22 protein-coding genes are annotated in these 25,926 nt (G+C 65.6%); 17 read left to right on the forward strand and 5 right to left on the reverse strand.

Annotation, left to right across the window (positions count from 1 at the left end; translation table 11 throughout):
• Position 1: 1 nt before the first annotated feature.
• Genes QA649_RS14720 through QA649_RS14745 form a run of 6 tightly spaced genes read left to right on the forward strand, consistent with a single transcriptional unit; the run spans position 2 to position 5,302 of the window.
• On the forward strand, positions 2–772 hold the full coding sequence (locus QA649_RS14720) for an ABC transporter ATP-binding protein (protein ID WP_283024817.1): 771 nt from the start codon (positions 2–4) through the stop codon (positions 770–772).
• Positions 772–1,476 carry an ABC transporter ATP-binding protein gene (locus QA649_RS14725; RefSeq protein ID WP_283024818.1) on the forward strand — a complete coding sequence of 235 codons (705 nt, stop codon included), beginning with the start codon at positions 772–774 and terminating at the stop codon, positions 1,474–1,476. The genes QA649_RS14720 and QA649_RS14725 overlap by 1 nt, the downstream gene beginning before the upstream one ends.
• Positions 1,477–1,481: 5 nt before the next feature.
• Positions 1,482–2,363, forward strand: coding sequence for a branched-chain amino acid ABC transporter permease (locus QA649_RS14730; RefSeq protein ID WP_026311672.1), 882 nt, complete (start codon positions 1,482–1,484; stop codon positions 2,361–2,363).
• Positions 2,360–3,379 (forward strand): branched-chain amino acid ABC transporter permease, encoded by a 1,020-nt coding sequence (locus QA649_RS14735; protein WP_283024819.1) that lies wholly within the window; start codon positions 2,360–2,362, stop codon positions 3,377–3,379. Before QA649_RS14730 ends, QA649_RS14735 begins: the two co-directional genes overlap by 4 nt.
• Positions 3,339–4,268 (forward strand): polyphosphate kinase 2 family protein, encoded by a 930-nt coding sequence (locus QA649_RS14740; RefSeq protein WP_260389088.1) that lies wholly within the window; start codon positions 3,339–3,341, stop codon positions 4,266–4,268. Before QA649_RS14735 ends, QA649_RS14740 begins: the two co-directional genes overlap by 41 nt.
• Positions 4,265–5,302, forward strand: coding sequence for a patatin-like phospholipase family protein (locus QA649_RS14745; RefSeq protein WP_283024820.1), 1,038 nt, complete (start codon positions 4,265–4,267; stop codon positions 5,300–5,302). Before QA649_RS14740 ends, QA649_RS14745 begins: the two co-directional genes overlap by 4 nt.
• 393 nt (positions 5,303–5,695) lie before the next feature.
• Here the strand turns inward: QA649_RS14745 and QA649_RS14750 are convergent, their stop codons facing one another.
• Entirely contained in the window at positions 5,696–6,580 is an 885-nt protein-coding gene (locus QA649_RS14750; protein ID WP_283024821.1) for an MBL fold metallo-hydrolase, read from the reverse strand.
• 816 nt (positions 6,581–7,396) lie between these two features.
• Between QA649_RS14750 and QA649_RS14755 the strand changes: the two genes are divergently transcribed.
• From QA649_RS14755 to QA649_RS14800, 10 genes are all read left to right on the forward strand, one after another.
• Complete coding sequence (locus tag QA649_RS14755; RefSeq protein ID WP_283024822.1) at positions 7,397–9,727, forward strand: mechanosensitive ion channel domain-containing protein; 2,331 nt, start codon at positions 7,397–7,399, stop codon at positions 9,725–9,727.
• 101 nt (positions 9,728–9,828) lie between these two features.
• The gene (locus tag QA649_RS14760; RefSeq protein ID WP_283024823.1) at positions 9,829–10,827 is read left to right on the forward strand and encodes a tripartite tricarboxylate transporter substrate-binding protein; all 999 of its coding nucleotides are present in this window, start codon (positions 9,829–9,831) and stop codon (positions 10,825–10,827) included.
• 219 nt (positions 10,828–11,046) lie between these two features.
• Positions 11,047–12,642, forward strand: a complete 1,596-nt coding sequence (locus tag QA649_RS14765) for an NAD-dependent malic enzyme (RefSeq protein ID WP_283026030.1) — start codon at positions 11,047–11,049, stop codon at positions 12,640–12,642.
• A gap of 138 nt (positions 12,643–12,780) precedes the next feature.
• Positions 12,781–13,173: a BlaI/MecI/CopY family transcriptional regulator gene (locus QA649_RS14770; protein WP_260389095.1), complete on the forward strand. Its 393-nt coding sequence runs from the start codon at positions 12,781–12,783 to the stop codon at positions 13,171–13,173.
• The gene (locus QA649_RS14775; protein ID WP_283024824.1) at positions 13,170–15,689 is read left to right on the forward strand and encodes a M56 family metallopeptidase; all 2,520 of its coding nucleotides are present in this window, start codon (positions 13,170–13,172) and stop codon (positions 15,687–15,689) included. The genes QA649_RS14770 and QA649_RS14775 overlap by 4 nt, the downstream gene beginning before the upstream one ends.
• 173 nt (positions 15,690–15,862) lie before the next feature.
• Positions 15,863–17,326 carry a DUF1800 domain-containing protein gene (locus QA649_RS14780; RefSeq protein WP_283024825.1) on the forward strand — a complete coding sequence of 488 codons (1,464 nt, stop codon included), beginning with the start codon at positions 15,863–15,865 and terminating at the stop codon, positions 17,324–17,326.
• A 2-nt stretch (positions 17,327–17,328) separates the two neighbouring features.
• Positions 17,329–18,579, forward strand: a complete 1,251-nt coding sequence (locus QA649_RS14785; RefSeq protein WP_283024826.1) for a DUF1501 domain-containing protein — start codon at positions 17,329–17,331, stop codon at positions 18,577–18,579.
• A 31-nt stretch (positions 18,580–18,610) separates the two neighbouring features.
• Entirely contained in the window at positions 18,611–18,778 is a 168-nt protein-coding gene (locus QA649_RS14790) for a hypothetical protein (RefSeq protein WP_283024827.1), read from the forward strand.
• 144 nt (positions 18,779–18,922) lie between these two features.
• A complete protein-coding gene (locus QA649_RS14795) occupies positions 18,923–19,441 on the forward strand; it encodes a septal ring lytic transglycosylase RlpA family protein (protein WP_283024828.1) in 519 nt (172 codons plus the stop codon).
• A gap of 102 nt (positions 19,442–19,543) precedes the next feature.
• Positions 19,544–19,699 (forward strand): hypothetical protein, encoded by a 156-nt coding sequence (locus QA649_RS14800; protein ID WP_014493103.1) that lies wholly within the window; start codon positions 19,544–19,546, stop codon positions 19,697–19,699.
• Between the two features lie 268 nt (positions 19,700–19,967).
• Here QA649_RS14800 and QA649_RS14805 read toward each other — a convergent pair whose 3' ends face one another.
• The 3 genes from QA649_RS14805 to QA649_RS14815 form a co-directional block, all read right to left on the reverse strand.
• Positions 19,968–20,273 carry a hypothetical protein gene (locus QA649_RS14805; protein WP_018640807.1) on the reverse strand — a complete coding sequence of 102 codons (306 nt, stop codon included), beginning with the start codon at positions 20,271–20,273 and terminating at the stop codon, positions 19,968–19,970.
• An 84-nt stretch (positions 20,274–20,357) separates the two neighbouring features.
• Complete coding sequence (locus QA649_RS14810; RefSeq protein WP_283024829.1) at positions 20,358–20,630, reverse strand: hypothetical protein; 273 nt, start codon at positions 20,628–20,630, stop codon at positions 20,358–20,360.
• Between the two features lie 155 nt (positions 20,631–20,785).
• Positions 20,786–21,751 (reverse strand): LysR substrate-binding domain-containing protein, encoded by a 966-nt coding sequence (locus QA649_RS14815; protein ID WP_283024830.1) that lies wholly within the window; start codon positions 21,749–21,751, stop codon positions 20,786–20,788.
• 58 nt (positions 21,752–21,809) lie between these two features.
• Here QA649_RS14815 and QA649_RS14820 point away from each other — a divergent pair, with 58 nt between their 5' ends.
• Positions 21,810–23,198, forward strand: coding sequence for an MFS transporter (locus QA649_RS14820; RefSeq protein ID WP_283024831.1), 1,389 nt, complete (start codon positions 21,810–21,812; stop codon positions 23,196–23,198).
• A 19-nt stretch (positions 23,199–23,217) separates the two neighbouring features.
• On the opposite strand, the gene QA649_RS14825 is transcribed toward QA649_RS14820, so the two are convergent.
• Positions 23,218–25,908 (reverse strand): alpha/beta hydrolase fold domain-containing protein, encoded by a 2,691-nt coding sequence (locus QA649_RS14825; RefSeq protein ID WP_283024832.1) that lies wholly within the window; start codon positions 25,906–25,908, stop codon positions 23,218–23,220.
• Positions 25,909–25,926: the final 18 nt, after the last annotated feature.

Here is a 25,926-nt window from a genome sequence, read left to right on the forward strand (position 1 = left end):
GGTGTTGGAAGTCAGCGGGCTGGTGAAGCGGTTTGGCGGCTTCACCGCCGTGAATAACGTGTCGTTCAGGGTCGACCAGGGCGAGATCCTCGGCCTGATCGGCCCCAACGGCTCGGGCAAGAGCACGATCTTCAACATGCTCTCCGGCACGCTGGCCCCGACCTCCGGCTCGATCCTGTTTGCCGGCCACGAGATCGCGGGTCTCGCGCCGCACCGGATCATCAATGGCGGCATCGGGCGGACCTTCCAGATTCCGCGGCCGTTCCGTCGCCTCTCCATTTTCGAGAACGTCGCGCTCGCGGGCTTCTACGGCCAGGGCCGCCACAGCCGCGCCAGGGCCGCGGAGGCGGCCGAGCGCGCGCTGGCGATGGTCGGACTGCCGACCGATCGCCATGCCAGCGTCGATGGCCTCGGCGCTGCGGGGCTGAAGAAGCTCGAGCTTGCGAAGGCGCTCGCCACCTCGCCAAAGCTGCTGCTCGCCGACGAAAGCCTCGGCGGCCTCGACGAGGCCGAGATGGACCAGGCCGCCGACATGCTGCGCAACATCCGCGACGAGCTCGGCATCACCATCATCTGGGTAGAGCACATCATGGGCGTCCTGATGCGCGTCGTCGACCGCGTCATGGTGCTCGATCACGGCGAGAAGATCTCGGAAGGCCTGCCGAGCGCGGTCGCCGGCGACCCGCGTGTCATCGAGGTCTATCTCGGCACCGATGCCGAGACCACGCAGGCCGCGGCCGCCGAAGCGCGCCGCCGCGCGGGAGGCCAATGATGCTGGAGCTTCGCGGCGTCAATGCCGGCTACGGCACCTTCCAGGCGCTGTTCGACGTCAATCTCGACGTGAAGGCCGGCGAAGCCGTCGGCGTCATCGGCCCCAACGGCGCCGGCAAGACCACGTTGATGCGCGTCATCTCCGGCCTGATCCGTCCCTCGCGCGGATCGATCACGATGGAAGGCGTCGATGTCGTCGCGACGCCGCCGCACAAGATCGTCAGCCTCGGCATTGCGCATGTGCCGGAGAACCGGCGGTTGTTTCCGCAGCTCACGGTCGACGACAATCTCAAGATGGGCGCCTTCATGAAGGAGGCGCGGGGGCACTATACCGAGCGGCTGGAGGTGGTGTTCGACCTGTTCCCGCGCCTGAAGGAGCGCCGCCACCAGATGGCCGGCACCATGTCCGGCGGCGAGCAGCAGATGTGCGCGATCGGCCGCGCCATGATGTCCAATCCAAAGCTGCTGCTGCTCGACGAGCCGTCGGCCGGACTTGCGCCGGTCGTGGTGCAGCAGGTGTTCGAGCTGGTGAAGCGGATCCGCGCCAGCGGGCTGACGGTGCTGATCGTCGAGCAGAACGTGCAGCAGGTGCTGAAGGTGGTCGACCGCGCCTATCTGATCGAGGCGGGTACGATCCGGGCGTCCGGCACCTCGGCCGAGATGCTGGCGAGCGACACGGTCAAGGAAGCTTATCTCGGGGTGTGATGGGCATGCAGGCGTTCCTGGACATTTTCGACATCTACCTGCTGGAGGCCGTCATCAACGGCATCCTGCTCGGCGGCGTGCTGGCGCTGCTCGCGCTCGGGCTCAATTTGATCTTCGGCGTCATCGACGTGACCTGGATCTGCTACGCCGAGCTGGTGATGATCGGCATGTACGCCATGTATTTCATGGTGCAGTATTACGGCGTCAGCTATTTCGTTTCCGCCCCGCTCACGATCCTGCTGGTCGCCGTGCTCGGCGCGGCGCTGCACTACCTCGTGATCGCGCCGCTGCTCACAGCACCTCCGATCAACCAGCTGCTGGCGACCGGCGGCGTGCTGTTCGTGCTGCAGAGCTTTGCCACCGTCGCCTTCGGCATCGACTTCCGCAATCTCGGCATCCGCCTGCCGGTGCTCGCCTTCGGCGACATGAATTTCAGCTACGCGCGACTGCTGTCCTTCGTGGCCGCGCTGGTCGGCATGGTCGCGGTCTATCTGTTCATGACCCGCACCTTCACCGGCACCGCGATCCGCGCCATCTCGCAGGACCGGCAGATCATGGCGCTGATGGGCGTCGACACCAAGCGCATCTATCTCATCACCTCCGCGCTCGGCGGCGCGCTCGCCGGCCTCGCCGCCTGCCTGCTGGTGCTGCAATACGACGTGCATCCCTTCGTCGGCCTCTCCTTCGGGCCGATCACCTTCCTGATCTGCGTGCTCGGGGGCCTCGGCAATTTCATCGGCGGCTTCATCGCGGCCTTTCTCTTCGCCGAGATCATCTCGCTCGGCGGCCTGTTCTCCGACCTCGAATGGGGCTATGTGCTCGCCTTCGCCTTCTTCATCGTGATGATGTTCATCCGGCCCGCGGGCCTGCTTGCGAGGCGCCGATGAAGGGGCAGGGACGTCTGGCGGCATGGGGGATCGGGCTGGCGGCGCTGGTCGCGCTGCCCTTCGTCTATCGCGATCCCTATCATCTGCACATCCTGGTGCTGATCCTGATCTGGTCGTTCGCCTATACGTCATGGTCGATGATGGGGCGGTTCGGCCTCGTCTCGCTCGGACATGGCGGCTTCATGGGCATTGGCGCCTATGTCACCGCGCTGTTGTGGAATCATCTGGGACTGTCGCCCTGGATCGGCATTCCCATCAGCATGGCGGCGGCCGGCGCGCTGGCGATGATCGTCGGCTATCCCTGCTTCCGCTTCCGCATCACCGGGCATTATTTCGTGCTGGTGACGCTGGCGCTGTCAGGCATCGTGCTCCAGGTCATCACGGCGACGCGCGACTACACCGGCGGCTCGCTCGGCTACACCCCGAACCGCGCGTCCGGCAACAAGCTGCTGGCGCTGCAATTCGACGACAAGATCACCTGGTACCTGATCGCGCTCGCGGTCTGGCTGTTCGGCATCGTGGTCTGGCATTGGGTCGACCGCAGCATGGCCCGCTATGCGCTGGAGGCGATCTCGGAGGACGAGGACGCCGCGGCCGCGGCCGGCGTCGACGTCACCGCCGAGAAGCTGAAGATCACGCTGCTCAGCGCGCTGATGACGGCGCTCGCCGGCGCGATCTACTGCCAGTACCAGATGTTCATCACCCCCGACACGGTCAGCGGCATCGCGGTGTCGCTGCAGATGGTGTTCGCGGCGATCGTCGGCGGCCTGTTCGTCTCGCTCGGTCCGACCGTCGGCGCCATCATCACCATCCTCCTGGCGGAAACCTTGCGCATCGGCTTCGGCACCAAGGCGGTCGGCTGGGACAACCTCGTCTACGGCGTGCTGCTCGTGCTCTTCATCATATTCCTTCCCAAGGGCATCCTTGGTAGCTTGCTCGACCGATTGAAGCCGCAACGCAAGGTATCCCGCGCTCATGAGCAAGAAGCCGTCCAAATCGCTCGCCCAGGAGCTTGACCGCTACATCACGCCATTCCGCTACGATGGCTCGGGCAAGTTTCACCTCAAGGCACACAAGACGAACGAGAAGGGCGATCTCGACAAGGAGAAGGCGCAGGCGATTCTCGACGCCAACAAGAAGCGGCTGATCGAGTTCCAGGAGAAGCTCTACGCCCAGGACCGCTGGTCCGTGCTGATCGTGTTCCAGGCGATGGACGCCGGCGGCAAGGATAGTGCGATCAAGGCGATCTTCGAGGGCATCAATCCGCAGGGCTGCGAAGTCACGGCGTTCAAGGCGCCGAGCAGCAAGGAGCTCGACCACGACTTCCTCTGGCGCCACGTCGTCGCGCTGCCCGAGCGTGGCCATATCGGCATCTTCAATCGCTCGCATTACGAGGAATGCCTGGTGACGCGCGTGCATCCGGAGATCCTCGCCAAGGAGAAGTTGCCGCCAAAGGTCGTCACCAAGAACATCTGGAAGGAGCGGTTCGAGGACATCTCCGCCTTCGAGCGCTATCTCTGCCGCAACGGCACCGTGGTGCTGAAGTTCTTCCTCAACGTCTCCAAGGACGAGCAGCGCGAGCGCTTCCTCGACCGCCTGGAGGATCCGGCCAAGCAGTGGAAGTTCTCGATGGACGACATCAAGGAGCGCGCGCTGTGGCCGCGCTACCAGGCGGTCTACCAGGACATCGTCCGCCACACGGCGACCGCCCATGCGCCCTGGTACGTGGTGCCCGCCGATCACAAATGGTTCGCCCGCGTCGTGATCGGCTCGGTGATCAATGCCGCGCTGGAAAAGCTCGACCTGCGCTTTCCCCGTGCCGACAAGGCCTCCCTCGTAGAGTTCGAGCAGGTGCGCAAGGCGCTGGAGAAAGAGGAGACGGGAGGCAGGAAGAAAGCAAAGTGACAGCCAACCGGACCGCCGACCGCAAGACCGTCAACTTCGCGCTCCAGGGCGGCGGCGCGCACGGCGCCTTCGTCTGGGGCGTGCTCGACCAGGTGCTCGAAGACGGCAGGCTCGCGATCGAGGCGATCAGCGCGACCAGCGCCGGGGCCATGAATGCGGTCGTGATGGCCTCCGGCATGGCGCACGGAGGCGCGGAGGCCGCGCGAGAGAGCCTGCATGCATTCTGGTACGAAGTGTCGCGCATGGACATGGCGTACGATTTGATGTCGCCGCTGAACCAGTGGATCCAGGCCCTGAAGCTGCCGCCGGAATATCATCCGGTCCACGCCATCATCCACACGCTGACGCACACGCTGCCGCCGGGCCTGCTCAATCCCTTTCATTTCAATCCGCTTCGCGCGCTGCTGCAGCGCGTGGTCGATTTCGACCGGCTCAATTCCTCGCCCGAGGCGCCGCAGCTGTTTCTCAATGCCACCAACGTCCGCAACGGCAAGATCAAGGTGTTCCAGAGCCCGCTGCTCACGGCGGAGACCGTGCTCGCCTCGGCCTGCCTGCCGCCCTATTTCCAGGCCGTCGAGATCGACGGCGAGCATTATTGGGATGGCGGTTATCTCGGCAATCCAGCGATCTATCCGTTGATCTACCGCAAGGGCAGTCACGACGTCATCATCGTGCAGGTCACGGCGATCCGGCGCAACGAGCTGCCGACCAGTGCGGCCGACGTCCTCCACCGCATCAACGAGATCAGCTTCAATTCGTCCCTGATGCGCGAGATGCGCGCGATCGCCTTCGCCACACGGCTGATCGACGATGGCGAGCTCGACAGCGACAAGCATAGCCGCATGTACATGCACTGGATCGGCAACGACCTGCTGATGTCGCAGCTCGGCACGGCCACGCAGTTCCATCCCGAATGGAGCCTGTTGTGCCGCCTGCGCGATGAGGGCCGCGAGGCGGCGCGAAGCTGGCTGGCGTGTAACTTCGACCAGATCGGAAAGTCCTCGACGGTCGATCTGGCCGACATGTTTCTCTAGGCGACCGAGCGGCATCGACAAAAAAGTACGAAAACAACCCCATGCACAGTAGCCGGTGCCAGCCGAATCAATGGCTTGGCGGTCTGTCGAGATCGTTTCGGATTTAAAGAACCTCATTTGACCCGTCGGGCAAAACAGGGGTAGGATGTCATCATCGCCGCGGACCAGGCAGGGTGGCAAAGCGACGTGTCCGCCGGAGCGCGCCGTCGCCATCTCTGACCTCGTAGGGTGAGCAAAGGCGCCCTTGCGCCGTGCCCACCATCTCTCCACGATCGCGGCCGGCATGGTGGGCACGCATCGAGCCGCGCCCTGCGCGTCTCGTTGCTTTGCCCACCCTACGATCTCCGTATCCTCGGCGCGAGCGAAGCGCGTCGCGTCCGTGTACGCCGTCCCTTAGTATCCCCGTCCCCACCAGTAGCAGAAGCGCTCGACATTCGCAGGAAGGCTCGCCTCGTAATTCGCCCACTTCTCGTATTTCGGCAGCTTCACCTCCTTCATCGCGGTGTCGAAGCACTTGCCGGCGTCCGCCGCCTTCTTCACTTCGGTGGAGAGGTCCTCCATGTAGGCGATGTCGTCCTCGACGTCCTTCTTGGTGCCGAAGCGTCCGCCGGCATAGGGATGGCCGGGGATCATCCGCTCCCAGTCGAGCGAGGCCAGCTTCTTCAGCGAGGCGATGTACTCCAGCGGCGAGGCATTGTCGGGGATGTTGCGGAACTGGACGCTCTCGATCGGTGCGAAGTCGACGACGAAGACGATCTTCTCCTTCGGCAGTCGCATCACCAGCGAGTTGTCGGAATGGTTGCGGCCGACATAATTCAGCTCCAGCGTGGTACCGCCGAGCGTGATGCTTTTCTTGTCGTCCACCACCTGGTCCGGCATGACGACGTCGGCGAGCAGGGACTTCTGCTTCTTCAGCTCGAGCAGACGCTCCTTGGTTCGCCGGTGCGCGATGAAGGTGGCGCCGAGATCCTTGAAGGGCTGGCCGCCGGCGATGTGGTCGTAGTGATGGTGGCTGTAGATGACGTATTTGATCGGCTTGTCGGTGACGGCCTTGATCGCGTCGATATAGGGCTTCGCGGGCCGCAGATACGAGATCGGATCGGTCGCGATCACGCCCTGCGGCGTCACCACGAACATCGACTGATGGCCGCCATAGCGAAAGACGTAGACGTTGTCGGTGCCGTCGACCTTCCTGGTCGAGGTCTGCGGTGGGGTCTGCGCGGAGGCCGATCCGGTCGCGAGGGCTACGACAACGGCAAGGCAATAGATTGGCTTCATGTTTGATTGTCCAGCAAGAGAGGAGGGGCGTGGGAGCAAAATGCCGGCGAGAAGTGTCACGAGTTCGCGCTAGTCCATTTCGCGTCACCACAATTGATCGAAGCAATATGCCGCAAGCTAGCGCCGGCATTGCGCCGGTGTCAAAACGGCCGCGCGCGGGGCAGCTTGAGGTTGTGAAATGGCTGGATGGAACCCGGTTGCCGCCGTTCAAATCTCGCGATTGCGTCGACGTTCCCGCTTGACAGTTTTATGTCTCAGGAGGAGCATTGCAACGGTCGCGAATACGCGACGCGTAACGTCCACCTCAGAGCAAGGGGAGGTCTATGACACCACCTCCGCAGATCCAGCCGCGTTAATTGCGATGGAGCTCGTTCGGACTATCGCATAGCGGCGCAAACCGCGAACGGCACGCCGGGTCAAGGTTTAGCGGGCTGCATCAGTGAGGCATAGCCCCTACCTTCCCGGCGCTGTAATTTGCATCACATCAATCGTGTCGGACAGCCGAGATGGCTGTCGCGACAGGTGCGCCGTTCGACATCCTGCTTCTCTCTCTCCTCCTCCTCACCGTCATTCCGGATTGAATTCCGGAATGACGGTAGAGATTTTTGTGCGCCCGGCGATCTGACAGGCGCCAGCTCTGCCGAGGGCGCGGTTCCCTGATCCTGCATTGCGGCAAATGCCAAGAGAATGTCGTCTCATTGGCCCATTTCCGACACAGGGCCGGGGCGAATAGCTGCAATCCGACATGACGCGTGTGCTTCGGTGGTGACGATCCCGACGCCGCCGGCGCGCATTCATTTTTTCCAGGGAATCCTCGTGTCGCATAAGCTTGTCCCGGCGCTCGTCGCCGCTCTCTTCCTCGCGATCTTTTCTCTCTCCAGCGCCCGCGCCGAGCCGCCTCGGCCGGCGACGAATAATGCCGCCGCGCTGTCGCCCGATGAGGCGAAGCGCGCGCTGGAGACCCTTCAGGACGACAAGAGGCGCGCGCAGATGATCGACACGCTGCGTGCGATCGCCAATGCGTCCGGCGCGCCGCAGCCTGCGCCTGAACAGAAATCGCCGATCCCGCTCGCGGCCGATGGCCTCGGTGCGCAGCTCATGCTCACGGTGTCGGAGCAGATCGGCGAGATCTCGAGCGAGATCGCCAGCATGACGCGGACGCTCACGCACTTCCCGGCCTTCTACTACTGGATCATGCGCACCGCGAACGATCCGGCGGCCTACAATCTCCTGATCGAGATCGCCTGGAAGCTTGCGCTGGTGCTCGGCTGCGCGCTCGCGGCCGAATGGGTGATCTTCCGTCTGATCCGCCGTCCGGTCGTGTTCCTGGAAGGACGTGTGCCGCAGACCGCGCGCCTGCCGGCGCAGGCGCTGCCGATCGCCGATCCGCCATCGTCGGTCGCCGACGTGACGCCGGCACCTGAGTTGCAGAAGCGACGTCACAGTCTGGCGCGGATCTGGCAGGTCATGCTGCGGCTGCCCTTCGTGCTCGGCCGTTTCGTGCTCGAGCTGCTTCCTGTGCTCGTGTTCGTCGGCGTCGCCACCGCGCTGCTGGGAACGGAGATCGGCGAGCCCACGACCGTCCGACTCGTGATCCTCGCGGTCGTCAACGCCTATGCGTTCTCGCGCGGGTTGATCTGCCTGGTTCGTGCGCTGGCGGGGCCGTTCGGCCTGTTTCCGGTGCGAGCCGAGACTGCGGCCTATATCGAGATCTGGGCGCGCCGCATCGTCGGTGTCGGCGTCACCGGCATCGCCTTCGCCAATGTGGCGCTGCTGCTCGGCCTGCATCGTGCCGGCTATGCCGCGCTGCTGCGCATGGTGATGCTGGTCGTGCACCTCTTCATCGTCGTCATCATCCTGCAATGCCGTCGCCAGGTCGCAGAAGCCATCCGCGCGCCGGCGGAACGGCAGGGGATCGCGGCACGTCTGCGCAACCGCATCGCCGGCGGCTGGCATTATCTCGCCATCGCACTCGATCTGGCGCTGTGGGCGGTGTGGGCGCTGAACATCCGCAACGGCTATTCGCTGCTGCTGCAATATTTCGTCGGTACCGTTGTGGTCGCGGTGATCACGCGCGTCGCCATCATGCTGACGCTGAGCCTGATCGACCGCGGCTTCCGCATCAAGCCGGAGATCCTGCAGCGCTTTCCGGGACTGGAGACCCGCGCCAACCGCTATCTGCCGCTGCTGCGCAAGATCGTCTCCGGCGTGATCGCCTTCATCGGCTTCGTGGCCGTGCTCGAGGTCTGGGGCGTGGACGCCATCGTCTGGTTCTATGGCGGCCAGATCGGCGGCCGGCTGATCTCGGCGGTGGTGACGATCGGCATTGCCGTGTTCATCGCCGCCGCCATCTGGGAAATCAGCAACGCGCTGCTCGATCGCCAGATCAATGCGCTGTCACGCGACGGCCACTACGCCCGCGCGGCGCGCCTGCGCACCTTCCAGCCGATGCTGCGCACCGCGCTACTCTGCCTGATCGCCACCGTGGTCGGCCTCACGGCGCTCAGCGAGATCGGCGTCAATGTCGCCCCGCTGCTCGCGGGCGCCGGCATCGTCGGCATCGCCATCGGCTTCGGTTCGCAGAAGCTGGTGCAGGACCTCATCACCGGTCTGTTCCTGCTGCTGGAGAATACGGTGCAGGTCGGAGACACCGTCAGCGTCTCCGGGCTCTCGGGCGTCGTCGAGAATGTCTCGATCCGCACCATCCGCCTGCGCGCCGGCGACGGCGCCGTGCACATCGTGCCGTTCAGCGCGGTCACCACCATCACCAATGCCAGCCGCGGCGCCGGCAACGCCTCCGTCAGCGTCAACGTCGCCTACAAGGAGGACACCGATCGCGCCGGCCAGATCCTCAAGGACATCGTCGACGAGATGCGGCGCGAGGCGGACTTCCGCGCACTGATCCGCGGCGATCTCGAGCTGTGGGGCGTCGACAAGGTCGACGGCGCGATGGTGTCGATCGTCGGCCAGATCCGCTGCACCGAGGCCGGCCGCTGGCCGGTGCAGCGCGAGTTCAACCGCCGCATGAAGCAGCGCTTCCAGCAGCACGGGATCGAGGTTGCCTCCGCGACCCAGACCATTCTGATGCATGTCGCGCCGCCGGCCGATCATGCCGCGAACCTGACGCCACGTCGGGCCGCCGGATAGCTGCCGGTCAACTTACCGCTTGCCTCTGCTCACCCGGCAGCGTTCACTCCAGCTCCAGCCCGCGGACAACATGCGGGCGGCAAAAAGGGTGGGAGAGACTGATGCGGGGGCGGTGGGCTGAATTTCGTGGTCATGTGCTCGTCATTTGCACGTTGATCGGATGTGCGGTGTGGGCCGCACCTGGCAACGCACAGCCCTTTCCGTCGCGCCCCGTCACCCTCGTCGTGCCGTTCGCGGCGGGCGGCCCGACCGACACGCTGGCGCGAATCCTGTCCGAGCGGATCGCGGCCGAGCTGCACACGACGGTCGTGGTCGAGAACGTGGCGGGCGCCTCCGGCAGCATCGCCGGCGCCCGCGTTGCACGCGCGACGCCCGACGGCACCACCATCACCATCGGCCATTGGGGCACACATGTGCTGAATGGCGCGATCTTCAAGCTGCCCTATGACGTGATCGCCGATTTCGAGCCGGTCGCGACCATCGCGATGGGAACGCAGCTCATCGTCGGCCGGAAGTCGCTCGAGGCCAACACCCTGAAGGAGATGATCGCGTGGCTGAAGGCCCACCCCGGCAAGGCCACCGCCGGGACGGCCGGCGCGGGTACCGGCGCCCATGTCGCCGGCGTCTTCTTCAAGGAGAAGACCGGGACCGATTTCCAGTTCGTGCCCTATCGCGGCGCCGGGCCCGCCATGATCGATCTCGTCGCCGGCCAGATCGACATCATGTTCGACCAGGCTTCGAACTCGCTGCCACAATACAAGAATGGCGCCATCAAGGCGTTCGCCGTGACCTCGCCGACGCGGCTTGCATCTGCACCCGATATTCCCACCGTCGATGAGGCGGGGCTGCCCGGGCTCTATATTTCCTACTGGCACGGCATCTGGGCCCCGAAGAACACGCCGAAAGACATTGTTGCGAAGCTCAACGCGGCCATCGTCGCCGTGCTTGCCGATCCCGCCGTCAAGCAGCGCTTCGCCGAATTGGGGCAGGAGATTCCGCCACCTGATCAGCAATCGCCGACCGCGCTCGCGACTTTCCAGAAAGCCGAGACCGAGAAATGGTGGCCGATTGTGAAGGCCGCCGACATCAAGCCTGAGTAGCCCAGCGCCGTTAACATTTGGGCGTGCTCAATTGCCAGTTTGCGCGCCAATCTCGCTGCGGTGCGAGATCACAATCGATGCTGCGATGGCTACGTCCTTGATCTCGGGGGACCGCTGGCCGACAATGGTTGCCCTTCAATAAGAAACTCCCTGGGGGATTTCGTGAATAGACCTGCTCGGGTCAGCGCCCATTCGACATCATCCGACACCGCGCACGGCATGACGCTGCTGCGCGATCCCTTGCTCAACAAGGGCACCGCCTTCACGGAAGCGGAGCGCGCCGCGCTCGGCCTGCGTGGCCTGCTGCCGCCTTGCGTGCTGACGATGGAGACCCAGGCGGAGCGCGTGCTCACCAATCTGCGCGCGCTGCCGACCGACCTCGAAAAATACGTCGCGCTGAACGCGCTGCATGACCGTAACGAGGCGTTGTTCTTCCGTGTCGTGGTCGACAATATCGACGAGATCCAGCCGATCATCTACACGCCGACCGTCGGGCTCGCCTGCCAGAAATACGGCCTGATCTTCCAGCGGCCGCGCGGCATGTTCATCTCCTCGCGCGATCGCGGCCAGATCGCCGAGATCCTGAAGAACTGGCCCTATCCGGCCAAGCTGATCGTCGTCACCGACGGCGAGCGCATTTTGGGACTTGGCGATCTCGGCGCCAACGGCATGGGCATTCCGGTCGGCAAGCTGTCGCTCTATTCGGCCTGCGCCGGCGTTCATCCCGAGCAGTGCCTGCCCGTTGTGCTCGACGTCGGCACCAACAACGAAGAGCTCCTGAACGATCCCTATTATCTCGGCCTGCGCGAGCGGCGCCTGACGGGCGAGGCGTACGACAGCTTTGTCGACGAGTTCATGACCGCCGCGCGAAAGACCTTCCCGGGCGTGCTGATCCAGTTCGAGGATTTCGCCAATCATTCCGCGTTCAAGCTGCTGCACAAATATCGCGACGAGGCCTGCGTCTTCAACGACGACATCCAGGGCACCGCGGCGGTGGCGCTCGCCGGCCTGTTCTCAGGCCTGCGCATCTCCGGCGGCAAGCTGAAGGATCAGAAAATCCTGTTCCTCGGTGCGGGCGAGGCAGCGACCGGCATCGCCGATCTCGTAGTCTCCGCGATGATGGCGGAGGGCACATCGGAAGCCGAGGCGCTCCGGCGCAACTGGCTGGTGGATTCCCGCGGCCTCGTCGTCGGCGGCCGTGAAGGTCTCTCCGGCCACAAGCTGCGCTATGCCCACACCGGCCAGGCGCCGATTGCTGACTTCCTCACCGCGATCAAGACGCTGAAGCCGACGGCGATCATCGGCGTTGCCGCGGTCGGCGGCGCCTTCACGCCCGAGGTGCTGAAGACGATGGCCGAGCTCAACGAGCAGCCGATCGTGTTCGCGCTCTCCAACCCGACCTCGAAGGCGGAATGCTCGGCGGAGGATGCCTATCGCTACACCGACGGCCGCGCGCTGTTCGCCTGCGGTAGCCCGTATGATCCGGTCACGCTCAGCGGTCGCACCTTCGTGCCGCGCCAGGGCAACAACTCCTACATCTTCCCCGGCGTCGGCCTCGGCGTCATCGCCAGCGGCTCGAAGCTGGTGACGGACGAGATGTTCATGGCGGCCGCCCATACGCTCGCCAATTGCGTCGGCAAGGAAGACCTTGCGCAAGGCAGCCTCTATCCGGCGCTGCCCCGCATCCGCGAGGTCTCGGCCAAGATCGCCGCCGCTGTTGCCGATGTTGCTTATCAGCGCGGCCTGGCGGACGGACCCGCGCCCAACGACGTCAGGGCCCTGGTCCAGTCGCAGATGTACGAGCCGAAGTACTGAGCTAACGGCTCCGGCCACACCGCCACAGGTAGGTCAGCACGGCGATACCATTTCAGGTGGAATCGCCGTTGTGCCGCGCGGCCGTATATGCGACAGTCTGTAGCGTTACAAGAAACTCAATCCGCAAGGTCAGATGCCATGGACGATCGTTTGCCTGAACTCGGCGACCTCGAGCGTGAGGTCATGCAATTGGTTTGGGCTCATGGTCCCGTCACGGCCGAAATCGTGCGGGAGCGGTTGTCGCGGCGCCTGAAGGAATCCACAGTGCGCACGGTGCTGCGCCGGCTCGAAGAGAAGGGCTACGCCAACCACACGGTGGACGGCCGCACCTACGTCTATCACGCAGCCGAGGAGCGCTCGCGGGTTGCGGCCAAGGCGGTGCAGCGCATCGTCGACTGGTTCTGCAACGGCTCGATCGAGGAGGTCCTCGTCGGCATGGTGGACAACAAGATGCTCGACCAGCAGCAATTGCGCACGCTGGCCGACCAGGTGGCCAAGGCGAAGAAGGCGAGGGGAGTGAAGAAAGAATGATCGCAACTCTGGCGGAGGCGGCGCTGCGCTCCTTTGTGCTGGGAGGCGTCGTCTGGTTCGGTCTCACTTTGTTTCGCGTGCGCAATCCGCACGTCCACATGACGGCGTGGGTCGTCGTGCTCATGGCTTCGCTCGCGATGCCGTTCGTGATGCATTGGGCGACGCTCACCATCGACCGGCTACCCCCGTCCGTGCCGGTGCCGGGCGAATTGTGGCCGGCCGATATCGTGATGCTGGAGACACCGCAGCCGGCGCTGCCGATCACGCCGGGCGCAGTCGTCGCGCCGCCGGCGCGAGGTGGCGTTCCGATCGACTGGTGGCTGGTGGCGACGATCGTCTATGCCGGCGTCGCCGGCCTGTTGCTGCTGCGGCTCGCCGTCGGCCTCGGCCTGACCTGGCGCCTGGCGCGCGCGGCGAAGCCGGTGAAGGGTGCGCAGTTGATCGATGCCGACATCCGCGTCAGCCGCGACGTCGGCGGTCCCGTTACCTTCGGCTCGACCATTCTGGTGCCGCCGCAATTTGCAGGCTGGGATGCCAAGAAGCGCCTCGCGGTGCTCGCCCATGAAAGCGCGCATGTCGCCAACCGGGATTTCTACATTCTCCTGCTGGCCTCGCTCAATCGTGCGGTGTTCTGGTTCAGCCCGTTCTCCTGGTGGCAACTCGCGCATCTCGCCGAACTCGCCGAGATCATCAGCGACGCGCAGGCGATCGAGGTGATCGACGACCGCCTGTCCTATGCGGAGATCCTGCTCGATTTTGCCAGCAACGTGAAAACGCGCCCCGTCGAACTCGCGATGGCGCGGGCCTCGACCGTGCGCGCCCGCGTCGAACGCATCATCGCAGCCGCCGCGTTGCCGGTCGCGGTCGGCTGGCGCAAGCGGCTTTGGATCGCGGCCGCGATCGTGCCGGCGTTGATCGTCTCGACCGGCATGATCGCCTATCGCACGCCAGATCCTGCGCCCACCGTTGCGGACAGCGGCGAGGTGCCGGCCGAGCATTATCGCCCCTTCGTCAATTTTTACGCCATGGGCCCGGCCTCGGTGTTCGCGATCTTCCGCGAGGGCGACGAGCTCTACGGCCAGCTCACCGGGCAGCGCAAACTGCGCCTGACGGTCGGCAGTGACGGCACGGCGTCCTACGCGGCCTCGTCCGGCGAGATCACGTTCTCAGCTGATGCGGAGCGCCGCTCCTCCGAGCTGGTGCTGCGCATGAACGGCCGCGACATCCGCGCGGTCCGCCTCGCCGAGGTGCCGACGCCGGCGACGGGGCCGGCGCCACTCGATCAATATGTCGGCTGGTACAAGGTTGCGCCGAACCGCGTTCTCGCCGTGCGCCGCGACGGCGATCGGCTTCAGGTGCAGGAAACCGTGCAGGGCCGGGCGGCACTGCTCGCGGAAGGCGCCGACGTCTTCTCGATCCATGGCGACAACCTCCTGATCTTCCTGCGCGACGAGCAGGCCAGGGTCTCGCGCGTGCTGGTCCAGAATGCGGTGTTCGGCGCTCGCCTCGCGCCGCGGATCGATGCGGCCGCGGCGCAGGCGATCGAGGCCGACTTCGCGCGCCGGGTCGCGGAAGTGCCGGATCGCTTCCGCGAACAGGTCCCCGTCGCCGGCGGCAAGGAGATGATCCTGCGCGGGATCGAGGATCTGCGCCGGGGCACGCCGAACTACGATCGGATGAGCGCGCCGCTGGCGGCCAAGGTCCACCGTCAGCTCAATGAGACGCAGGCGACGTTCGTGGCGCTCGGCGCCCTCGAGTCGATCTTCTTCCGCGGCGTCGGCCCCGGCGGCTACGATATCTATGGCGCCAAGTTCGAGAACGGCACGGCTGAATTCCGCCTGCTGCTCGAGCCCGACGGCAAGGCCGGCGACGTCATCTTCCGGGCCGACGGCAATGACGAGCTCGGCGGCATCCTGCCTTGCTCGGAAGAGGCCAATGTGCGCGGCCGCGCCGGCACCTCGCCGATCCGGATCATGGTCTACAACGAACTCGGCGACGACATCCGTGTCTTCAATCTCGATGCCGACGGCAATCGCAGGAGCCAGAGCGTGGTCAGATCCAACATGAGCTGGGCTGCCACGACCACCGTGAACAATGCCTGGGTGATCGCCGACAAGTCGGGGCGGTGCCTCGAGGTCTTGATGCCGGGCCGACAGACGCGCTTTCACAATGTCGAAGCTTCAAACCTCGGCGCAAAGCCGGGGCGCGCCGCGCGCCGCGCCGTTCCGATCGCCAATGGCGAGGAGATGCTGCGCCGTTACATCGAGGGCGTCGGCAGGGGACAGCCAGACTACGAGCACATGACGCCGGAGGTCGCCGACATCACGCGCCAGCAGCTTCCGTTCGACCAGGCCATCTTGGCGCGGCTCGGCGCGCTGCGCGCGGTGTCGTTCCGCGGCGTCACTGCGCTCGACAGCGACATCTACATCGCCCAGTTCGCCAACGGCTCGGCGGAATGGCGCATCGGCGTCAGGAACGGCACGATCACCAAGATCGCGCTCGGGCCGAACTTCTAGGAGAATTGCGGCCGCCCATCCGTCGCATCAGATGGGCGGCTCGCGATAGCCGAACGTCGGTGCCGCAATCTCCGCTTGCCCGGGTGCACCTCAAGTGTTACGGTGTGTAGCATTACGGTTCGTAGCCTCGCACGGCGCGATGTCGGCAGGCTCGGGAGAATTGGGCGTTCGCCATGAGCAATTCCGCAAAGGCCGAGGCCGTGCTGGCGCTGCATCGCTTCGGCATGGGGCCGCGGCCGGGATCGATCGCCTCTGTCGGTAGCGACCCGCGCGGCGCGCTGATCGCCGAGCTCGACCGGCCGCTTACGCTGACCGCCGCGGCCGGGCTTCCCACCAGCGCCAAGGCCTACCGCACCGTTGCCGATGCCAATGCGCGGCGGACGGCGCGGGTCAAGCAGGCGCAGCAGCAGGCGAAGAAGCAGCAGATGGCGGCCGCGCCGGCCATGTCGGAAGACCAGGCGCAGGGTCAAGGCCAAGGTCAAACCCAGGACAAGGACGCCGCCGAGATGGCGGCCAAGCAGGCCGCGGAAGCCGTTCCCGATCCCGGGCGCCCGATGTATCTGCAGGAAGCCAAGCTGCGCACGGAAGCCGCGCTTGCCGCCGAGATCGGCTTCGCCGAGCGGCTGGTGTGGTTCTGGTCGAACCATTTCTGCATCTCGGCCAACAAGATCCAGAGCATGTCCGGCGCCTATGAGCGCGAGGCGGTTCGCGCCAACGCGCTCGGCCGCTTCGTCGATCTCCTGCTGGCCGTCGAAGGCCATCCGGCGATGCTGTTTTATCTGGACAATCTGGAATCGATGGGCGCGAACTCGATCGCGGGCATCAACCGCAGCCGCGGTCTCAACGAGAACATCGCGCGCGAGATCATGGAGCTGCACACGCTCGGTGTGCGCACCGGCTACACCCAGGACGACGTCATCAGCTTCGCCAATGTCATGACCGGCTGGACGCTGGTGCCGCCGGGCGCCGATCCCCAGCACGGCGGCGAGTTCACCTTCAATCCGCGGCTGCACGAGCCCGGCGGGCAGACCGTGCTCGGCAGGCGCTACGAGCAGGAGGACGCCGAGCAGGGACGCGCCGTGCTGCGCGACCTCGCCGCGCATCCGGCCACTGCGACCCATGTCGCGACCAAGCTGGCGCGGCACTTCGTGGCCGACGAGCCGCCACCGGCGCTGGTCGAGCAGATGGCGAAGACCTTTCGCGACACCGAGGGCGACCTCAAGCAGGTCGCGATCGCGATGGTGTCGTCGGACGACGCATGGCGCGGACCGCCGTCAAAACTCAAGCGGCCCGGCGAATGGGTCGTCGGCATGGTGCGTGCGACCGGCATCACGACCGTCGATCCCGTCCGCTTCACCGGCGGCCAGGAGCTGCTCGGCGAGGCCCTGTGGCGTCCGTCCGCGCCCAAGGGTTATCCGGACGACGAGGCGAGCTGGATCGACGGTGTCGGCCGGCGGCTCGACATTGCCAACAACTTCGCTGAGCGCATCACCGGCATGGCTGATCCGCAAATCATCATCGAGGACGTGTTCGCGTCCGAGATCGCACCCGAGGTGAAGCAGGCGGTCGGCCGTGCCGAGAGCCGGCAGCAGGCGCTGGCGCTCCTGTTCATGTCGGCGGATTTTCAGAGGAGGTGAGCATGGGCCTTGATCGTCATCTGCCCACGCGGCGCGAACTTCTGGCCGGCTCGGGCGCGCTGTTCGCATGGAGCCAGATGCCGCGGATCGCGCGCGCGGAAGGGCGCGATCCGCGCCTGCTCGTCGTCATCCTGCGCGGCGCGCTCGACGGCCTCGGCGCGGTCGCGCCGGTCGGCGATCCCGACTGGGTCTCCTTGCGCGGCGATCGCGCGCTGCTGCTCGACGGCAAGCCGCCGGCGCTGCCGCTCGATTCCTTCTTCGCGCTCAATCCGGCGATGCCGAACCTGCATCGGCTCTACAAGAGCGGCAAGGCCGCGATCGTCCACGCCACGGCCACGCCCTATCGCGAGCGCTCGCATTTCGACGGCCAGGACGTGCTGGAGAGCGGCTTCACCAGGCCCGGTGCGACCGCTTCGGGATGGCTCAACCGCGCACTGCTCGCGATGGAGTCCGGCGGCCGGGTCGATCCGCGCGGCAGCCGCGCGCTCGGCATCGGCTCGGTGACGCCGCTGGTGGTGCGCGGCTCTGCGCCGGTCATGACATGGGTGCCGCAGAAGCTCCTGCCGGCGAGCCAGGACACACAGAACCGCCTGCTCGATCTCTACCAGCACACCGATCCGAAGCTCGCGAGCGTGCTGCAGGCGCGCATGAAGCTCGCTTCGCTCGACGGTGCGATGGGCACGGGCGATCCGATGTCGGACGATCCGACGCTGGCGCCGCCCGGCATCGCGCGCGTGCGCGCCTATTTCGCCGAAGCGGCCGGCACCGCCGCGCGCTATCTCGCCAAGCCCGACGGCCCGCGCGTTGGCGCGATGGGTTTCGTCGGCTGGGACACGCACATTGCCGAAGGCGCCTCGTCCGGCCAGCTCTACAATCTGCTCGGCGCGCTCGACGGCGCGTTCGCCGCGATCGAAAGCAACATGGGCGAGATCTGGCACGAGACGGTGGTCGCCGTCGTCACCGAGTTCGGCCGCACCGCGCGCATCAATGGCACGCAAGGTACCGATCACGGCACGGGCACGGTCGCCTTCCTCATCGGCGGCGGGCTCGCCGGCGGCCGCGTGATCGCGGACTGGCCGGGCCTGAAGTCCGCACAACTGTTCGAGGACCGCGATCTCAAGCCGACCACGGATCTGCGCGCCGTGCTGAAAGGCCTGCTCAGGGATCATCTGCGCGTCGAGGAGAAGATCCTCGCCGAGACGGTCTTCCCAGGCAGCGTCGACGTCAAACCGATGGGAGGCCTCGTCGGCTGACGGCGCGCCCCCAGCAAACCGGATCGGGTTCATGTGCACACTGACACAATTGGAGCTCGACTTTCTCGCCAGCCTGAAAACCGGCTGGCGGCGGCTCTATCGGCGCGAACTGATGCGGCTGCTGAAGCGGGACGCCGGTGCCGATGAGGCCGGACCGGACGCGCGATCGACCATCTTGCGCATCGTATCGGGCAGATAGTCCGCTGATCTGTCCCGATTCAGGACACTGTGATGGAATCGTCACAGCCGGCGCGAAACGGCGGCGGCCGCAAGGCCGCTTTTGTTCCGACAAGGTTCTGCCCCGATTGCCCACCGAAACTTGGGGTTGTTCGGAGGGCGCATCATGTCTCGCATTGCACGTGCCGAAACTGCCCGAATGTCGCTGGCAACCTCGAGCCGATTGTTGCTCGCGATCCTGGGTGCCGCATCGCTCGCCGCCTGCGCGCAGTCGCCGGTCGGCCGCCAGAAAGCCGATCTCGCCGGAACGAGCCGGCAGGCCACAGTCGAGCGGCCGCACCGGGTGGCGGCATTGCATCCGCGGCCGATCAGCCGGGCGCGTGTCCCCGACGGTGAGGCAAGGCGAACCGCATCGCATGGCCTCGCCAGCTTCTACTCCGACACCGAGACCGCGAGCGGCGAGAAGTTCGACAAGAACGAACTGACCGCGGCGCATCGGAGCCTGCCGTTCGGCACCAGGCTGCGCGTCACTGACGTGTCCTCCGGCCGCTTCGTCACCGTCAGGGTCAACGATCGCGGCCCCTTCGTTCGCGGGCGCGTGGTCGACATCTCGCCGTCCGCCGCCGAAGCGCTCGGCATGGTCGACAAGGGCCTCGCCAATGTCCGCCTCGACGTCGTGCGATGAGACGCGTTTCGTCGAGGTGAGGCGCCGCGCTTAACCGGCTGTTAGGCGCTTCTCAAGCACCATGGCTGCCCAAACAATTCGGGCTTTTGGGGAGGCGGACGCTTGAACACGATCCAGTATCTCGAAGATCAGGCCGCGCGTGCCGAGCGGCTCGCCAAGAGGATCACGGATACGCTGACGATCGAAAAGCTCCTGACCTTCGCCGGCGAACGCCGCCGCGAGATCGAGGTCATCGCCGGCAAGTATCGGCGCGCATAACTCCCCCAACCCATGCCGTGAGCGCATTCGTGCTTCCTGCGAAGCGCGGAACTTCCGCTCGTCTCCTGCGTCATCTGCGCAGTGAGAGAGGAGGAGGACATCATGGGTTTTGGACGAGGTGCTTTGCTTTGGTTGCTTGGCGTGCCGCTGCCGATCATTCTGCTGCTGGCATTGTTCTGGCACCATTGATGTTGCCACACGAAAAGCGCCGCGGACGCGGCGCTTTTTTGTTGGGCGCGATGTGCAGTGTTTGAGGCGCGATGCGCCCTCAGCTATGGCTCTCGACGAAGTCGCTGAGATAGTCGGGCAGCTCTATGCCATAGATGTCGCAGCGTGCCTTTATCGCGCCGGCGACGTCGGTCGAGATGTCCTTCATCCAGTGTTCGAGCGTGTTGAACGAGATCACCTTGACGGGATCGTTGAAGCAGCCGGCGACGAACTCGCCGATGGTGGCTTCGAGATCGCTGCGCTCGATGCGGATTTCGGTCGCTATGTCGAGACGGTCGACGACGACGAAGAGGGTTTGGTCCGCGCCATAGGGCACGACGGGAGATGCAACGCCAGCTTCAAGCATGTGGGGCGCTCACGATTTGACTTCCGATCTCCGACAACGGGAAAAACCGGAAGAAGGTTCCTGCGCACGTGCTTGTGAAGGCCGTCAGAGAAATTCCCGCCAGCGTGATAGCTCGATGACGTGTTCGGGGGAGAGAACGGCGGTAACCAGCGGTAGCTGCGGCGCGGTGCGGATCTCATAGAGATGTCGGGTCGCCGCCGGCTTCCGCATGAAGGCCGAGATGCATTCGTCGAGCGTCCCTTCGCTCACCTGGTAGGGCTCGCGGTCCGGGCGGCGCTGATTGCCGAGTGACGGCCATTTATGCAGCGCCGCAAGCGCGCCGAAATCGACTTTTGACTCCGCAACAACGGCCCCCATCGTCCCGCCTCACGCAAAAAGAACCCCAGCGCGCGGACTTGCGCGCCGGGGCCTACACCTATCGCTGCATCTCAATGCCACGGCTACCTAACGCAGCAGCCGGGAAGAGGTTCCCGGCTGCTCCGTCGCAAATCCTCGGTCGCTGGGCTTGGCGCTCAATCGCGGGGAATCTTCGGAATCTGCAATATCCAATTGACGAACGCCTTCACCCGGGCGTCATTTGCCATGGCCGGGGCCCAGCGGACAATTTGGGCCTTGCTTGATGGCAAGTCCCACGACGGCGGAAGCACGCGCAGCAGCCTGCCGTCCCTGAGCGCATCCTGGACCAGCAGCGAGCGCGCGAGCACGATCCCGTTGCCCGCGAGGGCCGCGGCTATGGCGGTGGCTATTGTCGCAAACCGTATCTCCGCAGGCGGCGGACGGCCGAGGCCCAATCGTTCGAACCAGGTCGTCCATGACCACTCGGCTCCGCTGTCTTCGCCGGCTCGGCCCTTGTGCAGGAGCGGCAATGATCTCAGTCGCGTCAGGTCGGTCAGTGGCTTCCGACCCGGCAGCAGGCGCGGGTGGCAGACAGGATACACTTGCTCGCGGAATAGCAGGCGCTGCGTAGACGTTGGCCTCAAGCCGGCCGCCGGCTGCCACAGCACCTTCACGTCGAGATCGGCCGACCTCGCGTGTCCATCGCCCTGGATAATGATCAATTCGACCGGTACGCCGGGACAGGCTTCCGCAAACTCGGGCAAGCGGCGCACGAGCCAGTAATCCGCGAGCGCTGCGCCGACGCCCACTTTCAAGGCCGGAGGCGGCGCGGCGGCGCGGCACAGCGCGCGGAAATCGCCCATCCTGTCGAGCAAACCCGCCAACTCGTTCGACAGGGCTATACCGGCGGGCGTGGCGCTCAAGCCGCCCGGCTGCCGAACGAGCAGGGGCATGCCGACGAAATCCTCGAGCTTGCGGAGGCGATGGCTGACCGCGCTCTGCGTGAGCCCGAGCTCTACCGAGGCACGGGTGACACTCGCATGTCGCAGCGCAGCCTCGAATGCAATCAGGCCATCGAATGGAGGAAATGAGCGCATTGCATCACTATGAATTATTTTCATGGCGATGTGAACACGTCGCATTGGCGCGGAGCGTCCGCGCGCGTGCATATCGGACTGACGCCTTCACGATGGGAAAACGATGGCCGAATTCGACCTCCATAAGCAGCCGCAGCGCCGTTGGCGCGACCTGTTGCCAGCCTCGGCGCTCGGCATGGCGGCTTTTTTGACGCAATTCGACGTGACGGGGGTTGTAGTCGCGATGCCGGCCATGGCGGCTGAACTCGGCTTTGGCGCTGCCGCCTACGCATGGGTCATGGACGCCTATAGCCTGGCTTTCACCGGCGGACTGCTCGCCGCAGGCGCGCTGGCCGACAGGTATGGACGACGACGAGCCCTACTTGGCGGCAACATCGTGTTCCTGGCCGGCTCGATCGCTTGCGGTGTTGCGACGGGAGGTCCGGAGCTATGGGCGGCCCGCGCGGTCCAGGGCCTTGGTGCGGCGTTCGTCGTGACCGGCGGCATTGCGCTGCTCGCGAGCACCTATGCCCGGCCTGACGAGCGCGCCCGCGCATTTGCGATCATGGGTGTGATCTCGGGCGTTGCCATGGCGCTGGGGCCGACGCTCGGCGGGCTGGTGTCGAGTTGGATCGGGTGGCGCTGGATCTTCCTGGCCAACATCCCGTTTTGCTTGCTTATCATTCTCGCCGTTCCAAGGTTGGTCGCAGAGTCGCGCGATCCCGCCGGCCCTCCGCTGGATTGGAGCGGCGTCGTTCTTCTCACGCTCGCTCTTGGTATTGCGATCGAGAGCCTGCTGATGGGACGTGCGGCACCGGCCTGGATTGCGGTTGGTCTCGGAGGAAGTGTGTGCCTGTTCGTCATTTTCGGGATCCAGCAGCGGCGCCGGCCCGCGCCGATTTTCGACCCGGCCGTGTTTGGCCGGCCGGTCATGGCCGGCATTTCGTTGGTGCTGGTCGCCGTATCCATCGGATACTGGGCTGTCCTCGTCTACCTGCCGCCGTTCCTGAGTGCAGCGTTCGGCTGGACAGGCTCGTCGGTTGGCGTCGCGTTGCTCTCCGCGACATTGCCGATGCTCGTGCTGCCGCCTTATGGTGCCCGCCTGGCGAAACGCTGGGGCTGGCGCGGGCTGTTCGCGACGGCGATGCTGGTGCTGCTGGCAGGCAATCTCGTTCTGGTGCTGGCGGCGAGCGGTTGGCTCCCGAACATGGACGTCATTCTTGCTGCGGCGGCGATCGGCATGCTGCTGATCGGCCTTGGCGCAGTGCTTGCACATCCGCAGTTATCTGGCGCCGTCGTCGCGTTGGTGCCTCCGGCACAGACAGGCATGGCCTCGGCGGTCACCGTGGTCATGCGTCAGGCCGGATTTGCGCTGGGCATCGCGGCGCTCGGCGCAACGCTGCCGGACCAAGGAATGGCCACCGGCTACGTGTGGCCCTGGCTTCTTGCCGCGTCTGGATCGGCAGGCGGCCTCATCGCGGCTTCGCTGTTGTTGCCGGAGCACCAGCCGTAGCCTGCCGATCCGTTGCAGCTCAACTCGCAGCCGCCGCGATTTTATGCCCTGGGCTGGTGTGACCATGGCTGTTCTCATCGCCGCGATTGACCTCCGGCGGAAGCCCGGCGAAGCGCCGCAGGGCTTCGGCCATCTGCACCCGGCCCGGCGCGCCTGTGATCACCACGTCCACCATCGTGAAGGACGAGTGGAAATGGCCGCGCGCCTTGAGTTGCTCGACCGGGACACCGGCAGCCTGCATCGCCTCGGCATAGGCGATGCCTTCGTCACGCAACGGATCGAACTCGCAGGTGACGACGAAGGCCGGCGGCAGGCCCGCGACCTTGCCGCGCAGCGGCGAGACCCGCGGATCGGTGCGATCCGCCGGCGAGCAGTAGAGGTCCCAGAACCAGTCCATCAGCGAGCGCGTCAGGAAATAGCCGGTCGCATTGTCGTTGTAGGAGGGGCGATCGAAGCTGCAGTCGGTGACCGGGCAGATCAGAAGCTGGCCGGCGATGTCAGGACCGCCGCGGTCACGCGCGAGCTGGCAGGTGACGGCGGCGATGTTGCCGCCCGCGCTCCAGCCGGCGACCAGCACCGGGCCCGGTCTGCCGCCGAGCTCAGTGGCATGCTCGGCGATCCAGCGCGTTGCCGCATAACCGTCTTCGGCCGCAGCGGGGAAGCGATGCTCCGGCGCGTGGCGATAGCCGACGCTGACGAACATCATGCCGGTCCTGCGCACCATGTCGCGGCAGAACGGCTCGTCCGATTGCTCGTCGCCGAGCACCCAGCCGCCGCCGTGGAAATAGACCACGACCGGATGCGGGCCAGGCGTTGCTGGCTTGAAGACGCGATAGGGCAGCGGACCGTCGGCACCGGGCAGGGTGCCGTCGACGATCTCGCCGATCGGCCGTCCGGCGGGACGGCCCTTGTTGAACTCGTTGACGAAGGCGCGCGCGCCTGCTGCGCCCATCGACTCGATCGGCGGCAGGTTGAGCGTTGCCAGCAGGTTCAGCACCAGCCGCACGTCCGGCTGCAGCCGCACCACCTCGCCGTCATTGCATTGCGTGGCGCCATCGGGGCCGGTGAGCTTGAAGCCGAGCATGCCGCGGCTGACCACCTCGTTGCAGATGCTGCGATAGGGGCCGACGCCGCCGGTATAGGGCATCAGGCCCTGCACCTTGCCGGGCACGTTGGCGCCCGTGTACCAGGTGTTGGCAAGCCGGTGCAGCGTCAGCATCGAGCAGTCGGCCATGTGCTGGCCCCAGCCCGCCTGCGCTGTCTCGGTCGGCTCCATTGTGGTGAAGCCGGCATCGCGCAATGCGGCAAGGCGATCGACGACCCAGTCGACATGCTGCTCGATCGACACCGCCATGTTCGACAGCACCGACGGGCTGCCGGGGCCGGTGATCATGAAGAAGTTCGGGAAGCCTTCCACCGTGAGCCCGAGATAAGTCTGCGGCCCCTGCGCCCAGACATCGGTGAGCGACCTGCCGCCGCGCCCCGTGATCGGATGCACGGCGCGGATCGCGCCGGTCATGGCGTCGAAGCCGGTCGCGAACACGATGACGTCGACGTCGAAGCTGCGGCCGTTCGTGAAGATGCCGCTCGCGGTGATCGCCTTGATCGGCTCCTGGCGCAGATTGACCAGCGTGACGTTCGGCCGGTTGTAGGTGGCGTAATAGTTGGTGTCGAGACAGGGACGCTTGGCGCCAAAGGGATGGTCATGCGGTGTGAGTGCCGCAGCCGTCTCGGGGTCCTTGACAGCTGCGCGGATCTTCTCGCGGATCAGGTCCTGGACGATCTTGTTGCCGTCGACATCGACGGCCTGGTCGGCCCAGAGCTGCGTCAGGATGTGGACGAGGTCGCCCGCTGCCCAGGCACGTTCGAACCGCTCGCGACGTTCGGCATCGCTCAATTGCCAGCTCACGACCGTCTGCTGCGGATAGGGCACGCCGGCCATCGACTGCCGCGCCTGCTCGCGATAGATCGCGCGATCGCCTTGCAGCAGGCTCATGCGGTCGGAGGGAGCGGGACCGTTGTGCGCCGGCAGCGCGAAATTCGGCGTGCGCTGGAACACGGTCAGATGCGCGGCCTGCTCGGCGATCAGCGGGATCGACTGGATGGCCGACGAGCCCGTGCCGATCACCGCGACGCGCTTGCCCGCGAGATCGACCCCGTCATGCGGCCAGCGCCCGGTGAAATAGACCTCGCCCTTGAAATCCTTGACGCCGTCGATCTCCGGCGGCTTCGGCGCGGAGAGACAGCCGGTGGCCATGATGTAATGGCGGCAGGAGACGGGCGCGCCGTTGTCGGTGGTGAGCTGCCAGCGCTCAGTGGCTTCGTCCCATCTGGCTTCGGTCACCTTGGTCTTGAAGCGGATGTCACCGCGGAGATCATAGCGGTCGGCGACGAAGCCGAGATAGCGCAGGATCTCGGGCTGGGTCGCGTATTTCTCCGACCAGGTCCAGGCCGCCTCGAGTTCGGGATCGAAGGTGTAGCTGTAGTCGATGGTCTGGATATCGCAGCGCGCGCCGGGATAGCGGTTCCAGTACCAGGTTCCGCCGACATCGCCGGCCTCTTCGAGGGCAACGGTCATGAATCCGGCCTTGCGCAGGCGATGGAGAAGATAGAGGCCGGCAAATCCGGCGCCGACCACGGCGACGTCGACTTGCTGGGTTGTTCCATTCGCCGCTTTGGACTCACGCGCAGCAACCATTGCGTCCGGCATGGCATTTCCTCCCGTGCG

The sequence above is a fragment of the Bradyrhizobium sp. CB1717 genome, from assembly GCF_029714325.1.
In the GTDB taxonomy this organism is placed as follows: Bacteria; Pseudomonadota; Alphaproteobacteria; order Rhizobiales; family Xanthobacteraceae; genus Bradyrhizobium.